This is a genomic window from Marinovum sp. 2_MG-2023 (assembly GCF_030548265.1).
Classification (GTDB): Bacteria; Pseudomonadota; Alphaproteobacteria; order Rhodobacterales; family Rhodobacteraceae; genus Marinovum.
Genome location: NZ_JAUOSD010000004.1, coordinates 77744 through 93185, shown reverse-complemented (window position 1 = coordinate 93185; position 15442 = coordinate 77744). Strand labels below are relative to the sequence as shown.

Genomic DNA, 15442 nt, shown 5'->3' with positions numbered 1-15442 from the left:
CTATTCGGCAATCTTGATCAAGATAATCAACATGAAAATTCCCGACACCGATTTGATGGACGGCGCAGAGGTTCGCCAGCGGCTGGGGGTCAGCGCCCAGACGCTGTATGCCTATGTCAGCCGTGGCCATATCCGCGCGTTCCAAAGCCCGGGGGATGCGCGCAAGTCGTTGTACTTTCGGGAAGATGTGGAAAATTGGGCGGCGCGCAAGGCGCGGGGACGGTCGCGCCGTTCGGTGGCGGCCTCGGCGCTGAGCTGGGGGGAACCTTCGCTGATTTCGGCAATCACCGAGATTCGCGATGGTCGATTCTTCTATCGCGGTCAGGACGGCGTGCAGCTTTCGCGCACCGCGACGCTGGAGGAAACCGCAGCGCTGTTGCTGGATTGCGATCTGGCGGCACCGCACCCCGACAGACTGCCGATGTTGGCCGCGCCGGACCCGGTGCAACGCATGTTGATGGCGTTGACCCGTCGGGTGGCGGAGCGTGATGTCGCGCCGCTGGATTTGATTCAAGCGATGGTTCACGCGATCACCCGCAGGCGCAGCACGGCGGCGGTGCATGACCAGTTGGCCGCGGCCTGGGGGCTGTCGCCGCCAGAGGCGGATGTGATCCGCCGGGTGCTGGTGCTGTGCGGCGATCATGAATTGAACGCGTCGGCCTTTGCCTGTCGGGTCACGGCGTCGACCGGGGCGGGTTTGCCCGCCTGTTTGCTGACCGGGCTGTCGACCTTGACCGGCCCGCGCCATGGCGGAATGGTGGTCCGTGCGCTGGATTTCATGGCCGCGGCGGTCAATGGCGGCGCGCTGACCAATTCGGGACCCGAAGCAGGCAGCAAGGTGCCACCGGGCTTTGGCCATCCGTTGTATCCGGCGGGCGACCCCCGCGCGACAGAGATCCTGCGTGTGCTGCCACTGGGGCGTGACTGGGCCGAAGTGGTCCAGGTGCTGGGCGCACGGCGCATTTATCCCGGCCTTGATTTCGCCTTGGGGCATGTGGTGCGGGCCCTGGATCTGCCGCGCGATGCCGGTCTGACCCTGTTCGCCATTGGCCGTAGCGCCGGCTGGATGGCGCATGCCCGTGAACAGGCGGCCAGCAAACAGCTTATTCGCCCGCGCGCGACCGGCCAAACACGCGTAAAAGGCCAGAAAGCCACCTGAGGGGGCCGATAGGGGGGCGGACGAACACGCGCCGCTCACGCAGGTGTCACGTGGTTTCGCTTGAACTCACCTGCTTTGGCGGCATTGTAGCGCCTAGTATTTGCAGGAGAGTTTGATGCCCGGATTTTTTCCATCCCGTGTGAAATCCACCATTGGCCCGATGATCGCCGGCCTGGCGCTGATCTGGGCCGCTGCCGCCCCTGCCCAAAGCGGCATGGAAGACCAGGTCACAATCGACAAGCTGGACAACGGCATGGAGGTGGTGGTGATCGAAGACCACCGCGCGCCGGTTGTCGTTCACATGGTGTGGTATCGCGCTGGCAGCGCCGATGAAAAACCGGGTGTGTCCGGCGTGGCGCATTTTCTGGAACATTTGCTGTTTCAGGGCACCAAGAACATGGCGCCCGGCGAATTGTCGCGTGTGGTGGCCGAAAACGGCGGCACCGACAACGCCTTTACCAGCTATGACCAGACCGCCTATTTTCAACGGGTGGCGGCGGATCGTCTGGGGCTGATGATGCAGATGGAGGCCGACCGCATGGTCAACCTGCAATTGGGTGACGAGGAAATTCGCACCGAGCGCGAGGTGATCATCGAAGAACGCAACATGCGCACGGAAAACGACCCCGGTGCGTTGATGCGGGAACAGGCGCGGGCGGCGCAATACCTCAACCACCGTTACGGCGTGCCAATCATCGGTTGGCGGCATGAGATGGTGGGCCTTGATCTGGAGGCCGCACTGGATTTCTATCAGACCTATTATGCGCCCAACAATGCGGTGCTGATTGTGGCCGGCGATGTGACGCCCGAGGGCGTGATGGAACTGGCACGTGAACATTACGGGGCTTTGCCACCGAACCCGGATCTTGAACCCCGCGCCCGCCCGCAAGAGCCACCGCAAACGGCACCGCGCCGCATGGTGTTCGAAGATCCACGGGTGTCGCAACCCTATGTTGTCCGCTCTTATCTGGCCCCGGAACGCGATCCCGGCGCCCAGGAAAAAGCTGCGGCCCTGATGTTGTTGTCGGATGTTCTGGGTGGTGGGCAAACCTCGGTTCTGAATGAAATATTGCAGTTCGAGCAAAAGAAAGTGGTCTATGCCGGCGCGTCTTATGGGGGTGTTTCGCTGGATGACACCACGTTTTCGCTGGTTGTTGTTCCGGCTGAGGGGGTGAGTCTGCAAGAGGCCGAGGATGCGATGGATGCCGCCGTGGCGCGTTTCATGCAGGACGGTGTTGACCCGGAACAGCTGACCCGGATCAAACGCCAGATCAAAGCCAGCCGGATCTATGCCCGCGACAATGTAGAGCGTCTGGCCAACAGCTATGGCCGGGCGCTGACGTCCGGATTGACGATCGAAGACATTTTTGCCTGGCCCGATGTTGTCGAGGCGGTGACCGAAGAGGATATTCTGGCCGCCGCGCGCGAGGTGTTTGATGACAAGACCAGCGTGACCAGCTGGCTGACCCGTCCCAAGGAGGTGACCCAATGAAGACGTTCGCATTGAAGACGTTTGTATGCGCGTTGATCGTACTGGTTTGGGGCGGTGCGCCACTGCGGGCCGAAATCAACATTCAGGAAATCACCACGCCGGGCGGGATCAGCGCCTGGCTGGTCGAGGAACCCTCGATCCCGATTGTGGCGCTGGAATTGCGGTTCAAGGGCGGTGGATCGCTGGATGCGCCGGGCAAACGCGGGGCCACCAACCTGATGACCGGCCTGCTTGAGGAAGGCACCGGCGACATGGATGCCCGTGCCTTTGCCCGTGCGACCGAAACGCTGGCGGCCTCGTTTGATTATGACACCTATGATGACACCATTGCCGTGTCGGCCAAATTCCTGACCGACACCCAGCAAGAGGCGATGGCGCTTTTTCGCAGCTCGATCATCGAGCCGGCCTTTACCCAGGTCGCCTTGGACCGGGTGCGGGCGCAGGTGATGTCGGGGCTGGCGTCGGATGAAACCGACCCGAACAAGATTGCCGGGCGCACCTTTGACGGCATGGCCTTTGGCGATCATCCTTATGCGACCTCGATTGATGGCACACGGGAAAGCGTGGCGGCCCTGACACGCGCGGATATCGTCGCGGCGCATAAAGCGGCATTTGCCCGCGACCGGGTCTATGTCAGCGCGGTCGGCGACATCTCGGCCGAGGAGCTGGCGACATTGCTTGACACCCTTTTGGGCGATCTGCCCGCCACGGGCGCGCCGCTGGTCGGCAAGGCGGAATTCCTGATGCAGGGTGGTCTGACGGTGGTGCCGTTTGACACGCCGCAATCTGTGGTTCTGTTTGGCCATGCGGGATTGGACCGGCATGACGATGATTTCCTTGCGGCCTATGTCCTGAACGAGATTTTTGGCGGCTCTGGTTTGACCAGCCGCTTGATGGACGAAGTGCGCGAAAAGCGTGGGCTGGCCTATGGGGTCTATAGCTATCTTGTGCCCAAGGATAATGCCGCAATGATGCTGGGGCAGGTGGCTTCGGCCAACAATCGCGTCGCGGATACCATAGAGGTGGTGCGCGCCGAATGGGCGAAAATGGCAGCAGAAGGCGTGACCGCAGAAGAGCTTGAGGCGGCCAAGACCTATTTGACCGGGGCCTATCCCTTGCGGTTCGATGGCAATGGACCAATTGCCAATATCCTTGTCGGGATGCAGCTGGATGATCTGGGCACCGATTATGTCGTGACCCGCAATGAAGAGATCGAGGCGCTGACCCTGGAAGAGGTCAACCGCGTCGCGCGCAAGCTGTTGCAACCCGATGCCCTGCATTTCGTGGTCGTGGGCCAGCCCGAGGGGTTGGAAACAGCGCTGACAACCGACCCCAAGGCTGACGCCGCGCATTAGGCGCGGGATCAATGGGGCCTGACCCTAAACAAAACGAAAAAGGCCCGGCGTGATTGTCATCGCCGGGCCGGTTTTATCCGCAAGGATCGTTTCTGAGGGCTTTGATCGCGCCCAAGCTGTGTCGCGAAATGCCTAGTCGAGAAGCCCGGCGTGGCGCAGACCGGCGTCGATCCGGGCCTGCACCGGTTCGCTGACCGGCAGAAGCGGCAGGCGCACCTCGTTCTCGCACAGACCCAGGCGCGACATTGCGTATTTCACGCCACAGAGCCCCGGCTCGGCAAAGATCGCCTGATGCAGAGGCATCAATTGATCCTGAATTGCTAAAGCGGCGGCGTAATCCCCGGCCAGACAGGCCGCTTGCAGCTTGCTGCTGAGCGCCGGTGCCACATTGGCCGTGACCGAGATACAGCCAACCCCGCCCTGGGCGTTAAAGCCATGTGCGGTGGGGTCTTCGCCCGAAAGCTGGATGAAATCGGTGCCGCAGGTGATGCGCTGGGCGCAGACACGCGCCAGATCGCCGGTGGCATCCTTGACCCCGATAATGTTTTTCAGTTTCGCCAATTCGCCCATCGTGGCGGGCGACATGTCGATCACCGACCGTGGCGGGATATTGTAGATGATGATCGGCAGATCCACCGCGTCATGAATCGCGGTGAAATGGGCAATCAGCCCGGCCTGGGTCGGTTTGTTGTAATAGGGCGTCACCACCAGCACGGCATCGGCCCCAACCGATTTGGCATGCGCTGCCAGACGAATCGATTCAACCGTGTTGTTCGACCCGGCCCCGGCGATCACCGGAACACGGCCTGCGGCGGCTTTGACGACCTCGGTCACGACCTGTTCGTGTTCGCCGTGGGTCAGGGTGGGGCTTTCCCCGGTGGTGCCGACCGGCACCAATGCACTGCTGCCCTGCGTGATGTGCCAATCCACGAGCTTTCGCAGCGCGTCCCAATCAACCGCGCCGTCCTTGAACGGCGTAACCAGGGCAGGCATGGACCCTTTGAACATGGTAACGCTCCTCTTCGTGGTTGCGGTCCCACACTGGGCCGCGGTGATCCGCCTCTGTCGGCATCGTGAGTTGCGTGATGCGTCAGACGGGTTATCCTTTGGCCAGTGTCTATTCCTTTTCAGATCAGAAATTGCAAGTGATGAAGCGTAGCCTTTTGTGCCTCTTGATGGTTTTCGCGGCGCCTGTGTCGTCCCAACAGGGCGGCGGCGACGGTATTTCCGCTGACCTGACGACCAGCTTGCGGCCGCGCGCGCGGTCCAGCGCGGTGGTCAGCACCGGACAAAACACCGGACAAGAGGTGCCCGAAGTGTCCTCTCAGACCTCTGTCGCGGGGTTTGTTGACGGCGATGTGCCCCTGTCGCGATTGCGCCCAAGGGGACGTCCCGGCGATCTGGTGACACAGGTCGTCAGCCTTGCTGATCTGCCCAGCGGGGATGCCGATTTTCGCGCCGCTCTGTCAGAAATGCGGGCCGGACGTTGGGACAATGCGCTGCGATTGGCCGGGCCAGAGGGCAGCGTGGCCCGCGACGTCATTCGCTGGCATCAATTGCGCAATGGTTTGGGGCGGTCCAGCGACGTGACGGCCTTTCTGGCGCGCAGCGGTGACTGGCCGGGGTTGGCCTATCTGCGCGAAAAGAGCGAAAGCACGATGGAGGATGCGCCGATCGGCGACGTCCTGATGTTCTATACCGGGCATGAGCCGCAGACCGGCATCGGGGCTTTGACCCGTGCCAAGGCTTTGGCCACCATGGGGCATGGCGACGCGGCAGAGGCCGGGATCATCATGGCCTGGCGCACATTGGCCTTGTCAGAGCGCGAACAAGAGACATTCCTCAGCCGTTATGGCGCGGTACTTGCCCCCCACCATACAGCGCGGTTGGATCAGATGCTGTGGAAGGGCTGGAAGGTCAACGCCACCCGCATGTTGCCATTGGTCGGGGCGGATTGGACCGCATTGGCCAAGGCCCGCATGGCGCTGCGCGCCCGCGAGGGCAATCCAGATCCGCTGATTGCGGCGGTGCCCCGTGCGCTGAGCGATGATCCCGGATTGGCCTATGAGCGGTTTGAATGGCGGATGCAAAAGGGGCTGACCGACAGCGCCACGGCGCTGTTGCTGGAACGGTCGACCAGTGCCAAATCGCTGGGGGAACCGGAATACTGGGCGTCGCGTCGCCGGGACATGGCGCGCCGCGCCATGCGCGACGGCAAGACAACCGAAGCCTACCGCGTTGCCGCGACGCATTTCACCACCGAGGGCAATGATTTTGCCGATTTGGAGTGGCTGTCTGGCTATCTCGCGCTGCGGTTTCAAAAGGATGGCCCCCGCGCCGCCCAGCATTTCAACCGATTCCGTGGCGCGGTGTTCACACCGATTTCGCTGGGGCGTGCCGGGTATTGGCTGGGCCGCGCGCATGAACAGGCCGGAAACCGGGCAGAGGCCCAGGCGGGCTATGCGCTTGGGGCGAAGTATCAAACCAGTTTTTACGGTCTGCTGGCCGCCGAACGCGGCGGGCTGCCCTTCAACGCGGCCTTGGCCGGGTATACCCCGGCGGGGGATTGGCGGCAGGCGGACTTTACAAAATCACGGGTGCATGAGGCCGCAATGCTGTTCCTTGGCGTTGGCGAGGACTGGTTGGCGGAACGTTTCTGGACCCATCTGGCCGAAACCCAGGACGAGGCCAGCCTGCACATGATCGGCAAGATGCTGGAGGAACTGGGCCAGCCACATATCGGCGTCATGCTGGGCAAACGGGCGGCACAGGCCGGGTTGGAGATTGCTGCGCCCTATTACGCGATCCATCCCGTGGCCGCGCGCAACCAGCCAATTCCCAAGGAAATGGTCCTGGCCATTGCCCGCCGCGAAAGCGAATTTGATCACACAGTGATCAGCCACGCCGGTGCGCGCGGCCTGATGCAGGTGATGCCGGCCACGGCACAATTGGTCGCCCGGCGCGTCGGGCTGGGCTATTCGCGCAACCGGCTGACCAGCGACTGGGGTTATAATGCGCAATTGGGGGCGGATTATCTGCGCGGATTGGCCGAGGATTTCGACGGCAATGTGGTGATGATGTCAGCCGGTTATAACGCCGGTCCGGGGCGCCCGCGCAGCTGGATGCAGCGCAATGGCGATCCGCGTCGCGGCAGCATTGATGTGGTCGACTGGATCGAGATGATCCCGTTCAACGAGACCCGAAACTATGTCATGCGGGTGGCCGAGAGCCTGCCGGTCTATCGCGCCCGGCTGGGCAAGGCCCCGCATCCGGTGCCGTTTTCAAAGGAGCTTGTGGGATCGACGTTGCTGCCGCTCTCGCCATAGGGTGAAAAGCCCGGCGGCAATGATCAGCCCGGCGCCGAAAATCACCGATGTCCGCAGGCTTTCGTCAAAGATCACCAGACCAATGGCGCTGGCAAAGGGCAATTGCAGATAGGCAAAGGGCTGCACCGCGCTGGCTTCTGCCGCCTCAAAACATTTGATCATGCACCAATGGCCCATCACCGCCGCCACACAGAGCCCGGCCATCCAAATCCAATCGGCGGCGGCCATCGGTTCCCAGGACCAGATGCCGACGGCGGTAATCGCCACCGCCCCCACCGTGCCGGTCCAGAAAAACGAGGTCGCGGCACTGTCACGCCGGGCGACATAGCGGTTCAACAGGGCGTAGAGCGCAAACATGCTCGCGGTGCCCAGCGGGATCAGCGCATAAATCGAAAACACCCCGGCACCGGGGTTGATGATGATCAACACCCCGACAAAGCCGACACCAATCGCCAGCCAGCGCCGCCAGCCGACTTTTTCCCCCAGCACCGGCCCCGAAAGGGCGGCCACCAGCAGCGGATAACAGACAAACACCGCATGGGTTTCCACCAGCCCCAGATAGGTGAAGGCCACAACCATCAGACAGACCTCTGCCACCAGAAGCATGGCGCGAAACGCCTGAATCCAGGGCTGTTCGGTGCGAACAACGGCCCGCAACCCGCCGGACCGACGCATCGACAACGCGACAACAAAAGCAGCAAAGAACCAATAGCGGATCATGACCACCATCAGCACATTGTAATTCGAGGCCAGATGCTGGCTCAGCCCGTCCTGCACCGCAAAGATGAATGTGGTGGCGACCATGAACCAGATGCCGCGGATCGTATCATTCTGGGTCATTTGACGGCCCTTGTCATATGGCGCTTGCGGCCAAAACCGGGCACGCGTGTCACGGTAAATCCACCCGCCTCCAGCGCGCGGCGCACATGGCCGGCGGCGGTATAGGTGGCGGCGCTGCCGTTTTCGGCGGTATGGCGGGCAACCTCGGCCAGGATCTCTGGCCCCCACAGTTCGGGGTTCTTTGCCGGGGAAAATCCATCCAGAAACCAGGCATCCGCCACCCCTGTCCACGCCGGAAGGGTGGCGCGCGCATCGCCGGGGATCAGCGTGAACCGCAGATCGTCAGTTTCAAAAGCGGTTTCCCCCGAGCGCCAAAACGGCTGTAATTCGGCAGCGAGTTCCGCGATGTCGGGAAATGTCGCCTGGGCGGCGATCATGTCATCGGCGGCCATCGGGAACGCTTCGAAGGTGGTGAACCGCAGCTTGCCCGGGCAATTTGCGCCGCGAAACGCCTGCAGGGCGCAAAGCAGGTTCAATCCGGTGCCAAACCCCAGTTCAGCAATATGAAACCCGTCGCAAAACCGGGCAGGAAGGTCATTGCCGCCCAGAAACACATGCCGTGTTTCGTCCAGCCCGTTGTCGAGCGAGTAATATGGATCATCAAACCGGGTCGACACAGGCACGCGCCCGTCACGCCATTCCAGCTCTGCGCTCTGGTCTGTCATAGTTTGCTGCCTTATGGGGTTGCACGGATTGGGTAATCTGGAAACAGGGGCAATGCAATGGTCGACGTGACGGTGCGCGGCGCGGGGATTTTTGGTCTCTCTGTCGCTTGGGCTTGTGCGCGGCGCGGCGCGCGGGTGCGCGTGATTGATCCCTTTGGCCCCGGCGCGGGGGCCTCTGGGGGGATTGTCGGGGCATTGGCGCCGCATGTGCCGGAAAACTGGAACGACAAAAAGGCATTTCAATTTGACAGCCTGATCATGGCTGCGGATTTCTGGGCCGAGGTACAGGCGGTCGGCAGGCGCGATCCGGGTTATCTGCGCTCTGGGCGATTGCAGCCGCTGGCAGACGCGCGCGCGGTGGAGCTGGCCGATCAACGGGCAAAGACGGCGCCGGACCTGTGGCAGGGGCGGGCAGACTGGCGGGTGGTCCCGGCGGCGGATCATGGCGATTGGGCGCCGCAATCGTCAACCGGGTTTTTGATTCATGACACGTTAAGCGCGCGCATACATCCGCGCCGGGCCTGTGCGGCACTGGTCGCAGCCTGTTTGGCCAAGGGGGTCGAGATCACCGATGCGGCTGACGACGCCGGGGCGGTGATCTGGGCCAGTGGTGTGCAGGATCTGGACGCGATCAGCGCGGCGGCCGGGCGCACGCTTGGCAATGGCGTCAAGGGTCAGGCAGCGCTGTTGCGGTTTGCTGCCGCGGACAGCCCGCAATTGTTCGCCGATGCATTGCATATCGTGCCGCATGGCGACGGGACGGTGGCCATTGGATCAACCTCGGAACGGGACTTCACCAATGCCACCAGCACCGATGAGCAGTTGGACGATGTGATCGAACGCGCGCGCGCGGCCTTTCCGGTGCTGCAAGGGGCCGAGGTGGTCGAACGTTGGGCCGGGGTGCGGCCGCGGGCGCGAAGCCGCGCGCCCCTGTTGGGCCCTCATCCGTTGCACGCAGGCGCATTCATCGCCAATGGCGGCTTCAAAATCGGCTTTGGCATCGCGCCAAAGGTCGGGGCGGTCATGGCCGATCTGGTGCTGGAAAGCCGGGATGCGATCCCGGCGGATTTTCGCCCGGAACAATTGTAATGCGGCGTGCAATCCTGCCAGACTTCGGTCAGGATTAGCGCAAAGCGCAGGACCCATCGACAAAGGCCGGGACATGACAATCACCAAACTGGACGAGCTGGACGGGCTGAAACATATCGGCCGGATCGTGGCCAACACCATGCACGCCATGGCCAAGGCCATGGAGCCGGGCATGACCACGCGCGAGCTGGACGAAATTGGTGCGGACCTGCTGGCGCGGGACGGCGCGGTCTCTGCCCCGCAATCCAGTTACGACTTTCCCGGCGCGACCTGTATCAGCGTGAACGAGGAAATCGCTCATGGCATTCCCGGCGATCGTATTCTTGCCGCCGGGGATCTGGTGAATATTGACGTGTCGGCGTCGAAAAACGGATTTTTCGCCGACACCGGCGCGACATTTCGCATGGGGGCGGTGACCCCTGTGCAGGCCCAGCTGTGCCGTGATGGCAAACGCGCGATGCAGATCGGGATTGACGCCGTGGCCAGCAACCGGCCGCTGGCCGGAATTGGCAATGCCATCGGGCGTTTCGCGGACACACGCGGCTATACCCTGATCCGCAATCTGGCCAGCCATGGCGTGGGCCGGTCGCTGCATGAATACCCCGAAGAAATCGCCACATGGCCCAGCCGCGACAAGCGCCGCATCACCAAAGGGTTGGTGATGACGGTAGAGCCGTTCCTGTCGACCGGGGGGCTTTGGGCGACCGAAGGCGATGATGGCTGGACGCTTTACAGCGAACCGCAAGCGCCAGCGGTGCAATATGAACATACCATCGTCGCAACCGATCGCGGGGCGATTGTTGTCACGCTGCCGAATTGATCAGCGCTCGGCCAGTTCGGCCGACTGACCGGCGATTTATCCGGCCTTTTTCAGATCCTGGATCATCGCGTCCAGATCACCCTTGCGCCGGTCAATCATCGACCCGATTTCGGTGCGCTCGGTCAGCAAGAGGTTCACACCTTCGATTTTCATGTTGAAAAACAGATCCTTGCCCGATCTGTCCGACACCATGAAATCCAACGCAAAGGGACGTTCGCCCCGCAGATGCGCGGTGCAGTTGACCTCGTAATAGCTTTTGACCTGACGCACGCCGTTCACTTCGATCCGGCCGCCGATGAATTCCCGGAACCGCGCGCCGTATTTACGGGCGATATAGCCGGAAAATGCGGTCTGAAACGCGCGTTTCTGGCTGGAGGAGGCACGCCGCCCATCCACACCCAAAGCATAGGCCGCAATGGTCGGCACATCGCCGTAGCGTTTGAAAATGCTTTCAAATTCGCTGTTCATGGCCGATTGCGACTTGCCCGAGGCGATCACCGAATTGATCGCACCCACCAGTTTGTCCACCAGATTGCGGGCCCGGTCGGTGGTCAAGGCAAATGCCGGCAGGGCGGAAAATGTGGTGGCCGTTACAGCCGCCGCAACCGTGCCGAGGAAATGTCTGCGCTGCATGTCACTTACTCTCCGTAAAGATCTTCATATGGGTCGATTTCGCCGCCATACAATTCCGCATAGGGATCAATTTCTTCGCCCCCTGCACCACCCCAGGCCCCGGCCACGTCGGTTTGACCGATCTCGTACCGGCGGTTTTGCAGATAAAGCAGTCGCGTCTGAGCATAGCTGTCGGCGCTATCATACAGAACGGAATCGACAGAAGAAGCATAGCGGCCGCGCTTGCCCACTTTGGCGGTTATCCGCGCAGCTTTCAGATAATAGGCCTCGGGGCGCGGCACCGCGTTCATCGGATCAATCACCAAATCGACCACCTGGCCAAACAAATCGCGCTCTGTGGTCGGGCCGATGATCGGCATTTCAAGATAGGCACCTTCGCGCACACCCCAAACCGCCAGGGTCTGGCCGAAATCGGCATCGTCTTCGTGAAGGCCAAATTCACCCGCGACATCGAAAATGCCGGCAAACCCCAGGGTGGAATTCAATCCGAAACGCACGGTGTTCTTGAATGCGCCCCCCAGATCGGCCTGAAGAACCTGATTGACCACGGCACTGGGCACCGAGAGGTTGTCAGCAAAATTCTCGACCATTTCCTGTGCGGGTTCAGGCACGGTTTCGGCATAGCCCACCGCAACAGAGCGCACGATGCTCTTGTCGAAATTCTTGCTCTTTTCATGAACTTGGCGGTTGCGCGCCTCGTAGGGATCGAAAATGCCGTCCCGACTGACCTTGGTGGGGTCATGTGGGGTGCACCCGGCAATCAATGTCATCACCAAAGCCGCAATGGCAATCGTCCGTGGGGGGGATAAAAGGGTCATTCGCAACTCTGGCAATCTCAATCTTTTTGCAATAAACGCTATGTAGTCATTTAACTGGCGAAGCCCACGGTTTTCTAGGGAATCGCACAACGATGTGACCCATTGGAGACAGTGGTGCTGCATTGGCAATCTTGCTGATCCATCGCGGATCGGCAATCGGTTCGCTGGAATTTCCCGGTGAGCACCGAAAAAGGAGCAAGTTCCCGCGTATGGATCCCATCCTGGCTGGTCAAAGTGAACTGCGTGCCGTGCGACGCGAAAGCCGCGGGTTGTATTGGTGTGTCGGCGTATTCAGCTTCTTTGCGAATATCTTGATGCTGACTGGCCCGCTTTACATGCTTCAGGTTTATGATCGGGTGTTGTCCAGCCGGTCCGAGGCGACCTTGCTGGCGCTGACGGTATTGGTGATCTTTCTCTATACGGTCATGGGCGTGCTGGATTACGTACGCGGGCGGATCATGGCGCGTGTCGGCGCGCGGTTTCAATCGCGACTGGATGACCGGGTGTTCGACGCAAGCCTGCGGGCGTCGGCCCTGCGGCCTGACGATGCCGCTGCGACCGGGTTGCGCGATCTGGAATCTGTTCAGCGGTTTTTGACCTCGCCGGTGCTTTTGTCGCTGTTCGACTTGCCCTGGACGCCATTGTTTCTGTTTGGGATTGCGATTTTCCATCCCTGGCTGGGTATTCTGGCCGTATCGGGTGGCGCGCTGTTGGTTGCGATTGCCATCACCTCGCAGCAGATGCAGAAACGCCCGGTTTTTGAACATGGCGTTGCATCCCATAAATCCGAAAGCATCGCAGCGCGCCTGCGGTCCGAGGCCGAAATGGTTCAGGCCATGGGCATGCGCAAGGCGGCCCTGCACCGGTGGAAGGGCGCGCGTCTGGCAACCTTGGGCGGCCAATTGCGCAGTTCGGATGTCAGCGGCGGTTTCACGGCGCTGACCCGTGCGCTGCGGCTCTTGCTGCAATCGGCGATGTTGGGCATGGGTGCACTTCTGGTGTTGCGGGGGGAAATGTCCCCCGGTGCGATGATTGCCGGTTCGATCCTTCTGGGGCGGGCTTTGGCCCCGATCGAGGTGATCATTGGCCAATGGAGCGTGGCACAGCGCGCACGCCAGGGCTGGCGTTCGTTGGCCCGGTTGTTGGGAAGCGTGCCCGAGCAGGCGCCGAAAATGGATTTGCCAATCCCGCGGGCCAAGCTTGAGGTGCAGCAATTGACCATCATTCCACCGCAGGAGCGTCAGGCGGCGCTGCGCATGATATCCTTTGACGTCAATCCAGGTCAGGCGGTCGGCGTTATCGGGCCTTCGGGGGCGGGGAAATCATCGCTGGCCAGCGCCATTACCGGGCTTTGGCCGCCGACATCGGGGCGCATTCGATTGGACGGTGCGACGCTTGATCAATACGATCCGGAAAAGCTGGGGCAATACATTGGATATTTGCCGCAAAAAGTAGAGCTGTTTGACGGGACAATTGCCGAAAACATCGCGCGTCTGGCGCCGGAACCTGATGCCGAAATGGTGGTTGTCGCGGCCAAGATGGCCAATGCGCATGAGATGATCCTGAAATTTCCCGAAGGATATGACACAAGGATCGAGGCCCATAGCGCCAAGCTTTCTGGTGGCCAGATGCAGCGTATCGGACTGGCGCGGGCCTTGTATGGCAATCCGGTCTTTGTCGTCCTGGACGAGCCGAATTCCAATCTCGACAACGAAGGCAGCGCAGCGGTGAATTCCGCCATTCGCGCGGTCAAGGATCGCGGCGGCGCGGTGTTGATCATGGCGCACCGTCCGGCGGCCATTCAGGAATGTGATACACTTCTGGTCCTGGATGAGGGCGCGCGGGTTGCCTTTGGTCCGCGTGATGAGGTGCTGAAAAAGACGGTGCAGAACGCCGCACAGCTGCGTCGCCCCGGCACAGGAGGGGTCCAATGAATCCGCCCACCTTTTCGGTTCGTGTGCCAATGTTTCTTGGGGTGTTTTTCCTGGTGGTCCTGTTGGGCGGATTTGTCGCCTGGGCCGCGGTCAGCCAGATTTCCGGGGCTGTCATCGCGTCGGGGCAGGTCGAGGTTGATCAAAACCGACAGGCCATTCAGCACCCCGACGGTGGTGTGGTCGCCGAATTGCTGGTGCGAGAGGGCGATATGGTCGAGGATGGCGATGTCCTGATCCGGCTCGACCCGGATCTGTTGCGATCCAAGTTCACCGTGACCCGCGACCAATTGCATGAAATCATGGCCCGTCACGCCCGACTTGCGGCCGAACGCGATGGTGCCGAAGAGCCGGTCTTCTCTGACTTGTTGCTGGCCGTGGCCCGCGATGAACCTGCGGTCGCGGAATTGATTGCGGGGCAGACACGGCTGTTTCATGCGCGTGCGGAATCCTTGACGCGTGAAACCGATCAATTGCGCAATCAGACCGAACAGATGCGGGTGCAGATCGAGGGGATCGAAGCCCAGCAACAGGCCCTCAGCCAGCAATTGGAACTGATTGGCCGCGAACTGGCGGATCAACAACAGCTTCTGGACAAGGGGCTTGCCCAGGCGTCGCGTGTCTTGGCCTTGCAACGCCAGCAGGCGCAATTGTCCGGACAAGCCGGAGAGCTGACAGCGCAAAAGGCCCGTGCGCTGGCGCGGATTTCGGAAATCGAAATCTCGATCCTGTCGGTTGGCGCGCGGCTGCGTGAACAGGCCATATCCGAATTGCGCGATCTGCAACTGCGCGAGCGCGAGTTGCTGGAACAGGTCAATTCCTACGAAGACCAGCTTGGCCGCATGGATGTGCGCGCGCCGGTGGCGGGAGTGGTCTATGGGCTTGCGGTGTTTGGCCCGTCCTCGGTTGCGCGTCCGGCGGATCCCCTGATGTACCTGGTGCCGCGCGATCGTCCGGCGATCATCACCGCCCGCATTGCGCCGATCAATATCGACGAATTGTACATCGGGCAGGAAGTTCTGTTGCGCCTGACATCGCTGAGCCAAAATGAATCGCCGGAAATCTATGGCGAGGTGTCACAGCTGTCGGCGGATGCCTTTGTCGATGAGGTGAGCCGCCAGCCCTATTATCGTGCCGAAATTGCCCTGCTTCCCGGAGAAGTGCTGAAGCTGCCTGAAGGCGTGGAATTGATTCCGGGAATGCCGATCGAGGCCTTTATTCACACCGATGATCGCACGCCTTTGGCTTATTTTCTGAAGCCACTGACAGATTATTTTGCCCGCGCGTTTCGCGAAAGCTGAGCCTTATTTGCGC

At 61.4% G+C, this 15442-nt stretch carries 13 protein-coding genes; 8 read left to right on the top strand and 5 right to left on the bottom strand.

Annotated features, from left to right (window positions below):
* Positions 1-31 precede the first annotated feature (31 nt).
* From Q4577_RS06665 to Q4577_RS06655, 3 genes are all read left to right on the top strand, one after another.
* Entirely contained in the window at positions 32-1159 is a 1128-nt protein-coding gene (locus tag Q4577_RS06665) for a citrate synthase family protein (RefSeq protein WP_303468926.1), read from the top strand.
* Positions 1160-1274: 115 nt separating this feature from the next.
* Positions 1275-2651, top strand: a complete 1377-nt coding sequence (locus tag Q4577_RS06660; RefSeq protein WP_303468925.1) for a pitrilysin family protein — start codon at positions 1275-1277, stop codon at positions 2649-2651.
* Complete coding sequence (locus Q4577_RS06655) at positions 2648-4006, top strand: pitrilysin family protein (RefSeq protein ID WP_303468923.1); 1359 nt, start codon at positions 2648-2650, stop codon at positions 4004-4006. The genes Q4577_RS06660 and Q4577_RS06655 overlap by 4 nt, the downstream gene beginning before the upstream one ends.
* A 132-nt stretch (positions 4007-4138) precedes the next feature.
* Here the strand turns inward: Q4577_RS06655 and dapA are convergent, their stop codons facing one another.
* Complete coding sequence (gene dapA, locus Q4577_RS06650) at positions 4139-5014, bottom strand: 4-hydroxy-tetrahydrodipicolinate synthase (protein WP_244684238.1); 876 nt, start codon at positions 5012-5014, stop codon at positions 4139-4141.
* A 140-nt stretch (positions 5015-5154) separates the two neighbouring features.
* Here dapA and Q4577_RS06645 point away from each other — a divergent pair, with 140 nt between their 5' ends.
* Positions 5155-7332, top strand: a complete 2178-nt coding sequence (locus Q4577_RS06645; protein ID WP_303468921.1) for a lytic transglycosylase domain-containing protein — start codon at positions 5155-5157, stop codon at positions 7330-7332.
* Here Q4577_RS06645 and Q4577_RS06640 read toward each other — a convergent pair.
* Positions 7288-8172: a DMT family transporter gene (locus Q4577_RS06640; RefSeq protein WP_303468920.1), complete on the bottom strand. Its 885-nt coding sequence runs from the start codon at positions 8170-8172 to the stop codon at positions 7288-7290. The two genes, Q4577_RS06645 and Q4577_RS06640, sit on opposite strands and share 45 nt — an antisense overlap.
* Positions 8169-8837: a tRNA (5-methylaminomethyl-2-thiouridine)(34)-methyltransferase MnmD gene (gene mnmD, locus Q4577_RS06635; RefSeq protein WP_303468919.1), complete on the bottom strand. Its 669-nt coding sequence runs from the start codon at positions 8835-8837 to the stop codon at positions 8169-8171. Before mnmD ends, Q4577_RS06640 begins: the two co-directional genes overlap by 4 nt.
* A gap of 57 nt (positions 8838-8894) precedes the next feature.
* Here mnmD and Q4577_RS06630 point away from each other — a divergent pair, with 57 nt between their 5' ends.
* Together Q4577_RS06630 and map are read left to right on the top strand one after the other, a co-directional pair.
* Positions 8895-9926 (top strand): FAD-binding oxidoreductase, encoded by a 1032-nt coding sequence (locus Q4577_RS06630; protein ID WP_303468918.1) that lies wholly within the window; start codon positions 8895-8897, stop codon positions 9924-9926.
* Positions 9927-9999: 73 nt separating this feature from the next.
* Entirely contained in the window at positions 10000-10746 is a 747-nt protein-coding gene (gene map, locus Q4577_RS06625; RefSeq protein WP_303468917.1) for a type I methionyl aminopeptidase, read from the top strand.
* A 36-nt stretch (positions 10747-10782) separates the two neighbouring features.
* On the opposite strand, the gene Q4577_RS06620 is transcribed toward map, so the two are convergent.
* Together Q4577_RS06620 and Q4577_RS06615 are read right to left on the bottom strand one after the other, a co-directional pair.
* Complete coding sequence (locus tag Q4577_RS06620) at positions 10783-11379, bottom strand: phospholipid-binding protein MlaC (RefSeq protein ID WP_303468915.1); 597 nt, start codon at positions 11377-11379, stop codon at positions 10783-10785.
* A gap of 5 nt (positions 11380-11384) precedes the next feature.
* Complete coding sequence (locus Q4577_RS06615) at positions 11385-12197, bottom strand: VacJ family lipoprotein (RefSeq protein ID WP_303468914.1); 813 nt, start codon at positions 12195-12197, stop codon at positions 11385-11387.
* A 209-nt stretch (positions 12198-12406) separates the two neighbouring features.
* Between Q4577_RS06615 and Q4577_RS06610 the strand changes: the two genes are divergently transcribed.
* Positions 12407-14131: a type I secretion system permease/ATPase gene (locus tag Q4577_RS06610; protein ID WP_303468913.1), complete on the top strand. Its 1725-nt coding sequence runs from the start codon at positions 12407-12409 to the stop codon at positions 14129-14131.
* Positions 14128-15429: an HlyD family type I secretion periplasmic adaptor subunit gene (locus Q4577_RS06605; protein ID WP_303468912.1), complete on the top strand. Its 1302-nt coding sequence runs from the start codon at positions 14128-14130 to the stop codon at positions 15427-15429. The genes Q4577_RS06610 and Q4577_RS06605 overlap by 4 nt, the downstream gene beginning before the upstream one ends.
* Positions 15430-15442: the final 13 nt, after the last annotated feature.

Coding starts and splice junctions, on each gene's coding strand:
- map (WP_303468917.1), top strand. CDS start 10,000: ATGACAATCACCAAACTGGACGAGCTGGACGGGCTGAAACATATCGGC.
- Q4577_RS06605 (WP_303468912.1), top strand. CDS start 14,128: ATGAATCCGCCCACCTTTTCGGTTCGTGTGCCAATGTTTCTTGGGGTG.
- Q4577_RS06655 (WP_303468923.1), top strand. CDS start 2,648: ATGAAGACGTTCGCATTGAAGACGTTTGTATGCGCGTTGATCGTACTG.
- mnmD (WP_303468919.1), bottom strand. CDS start 8,837: ATGACAGACCAGAGCGCAGAGCTGGAATGGCGTGACGGGCGCGTGCCT.
- Q4577_RS06640 (WP_303468920.1), bottom strand. CDS start 8,172: ATGACCCAGAATGATACGATCCGCGGCATCTGGTTCATGGTCGCCACC.
- Q4577_RS06615 (WP_303468914.1), bottom strand. CDS start 12,197: ATGACCCTTTTATCCCCCCCACGGACGATTGCCATTGCGGCTTTGGTG.
- Q4577_RS06645 (WP_303468921.1), top strand. CDS start 5,155: ATGAAGCGTAGCCTTTTGTGCCTCTTGATGGTTTTCGCGGCGCCTGTG.
- Q4577_RS06665 (WP_303468926.1), top strand. CDS start 32: ATGAAAATTCCCGACACCGATTTGATGGACGGCGCAGAGGTTCGCCAG.
- Q4577_RS06620 (WP_303468915.1), bottom strand. CDS start 11,379: ATGCAGCGCAGACATTTCCTCGGCACGGTTGCGGCGGCTGTAACGGCC.
- Q4577_RS06610 (WP_303468913.1), top strand. CDS start 12,407: ATGGATCCCATCCTGGCTGGTCAAAGTGAACTGCGTGCCGTGCGACGC.
- dapA (WP_244684238.1), bottom strand. CDS start 5,014: ATGTTCAAAGGGTCCATGCCTGCCCTGGTTACGCCGTTCAAGGACGGC.
- Q4577_RS06660 (WP_303468925.1), top strand. CDS start 1,275: ATGCCCGGATTTTTTCCATCCCGTGTGAAATCCACCATTGGCCCGATG.
- Q4577_RS06630 (WP_303468918.1), top strand. CDS start 8,895: ATGGTCGACGTGACGGTGCGCGGCGCGGGGATTTTTGGTCTCTCTGTC.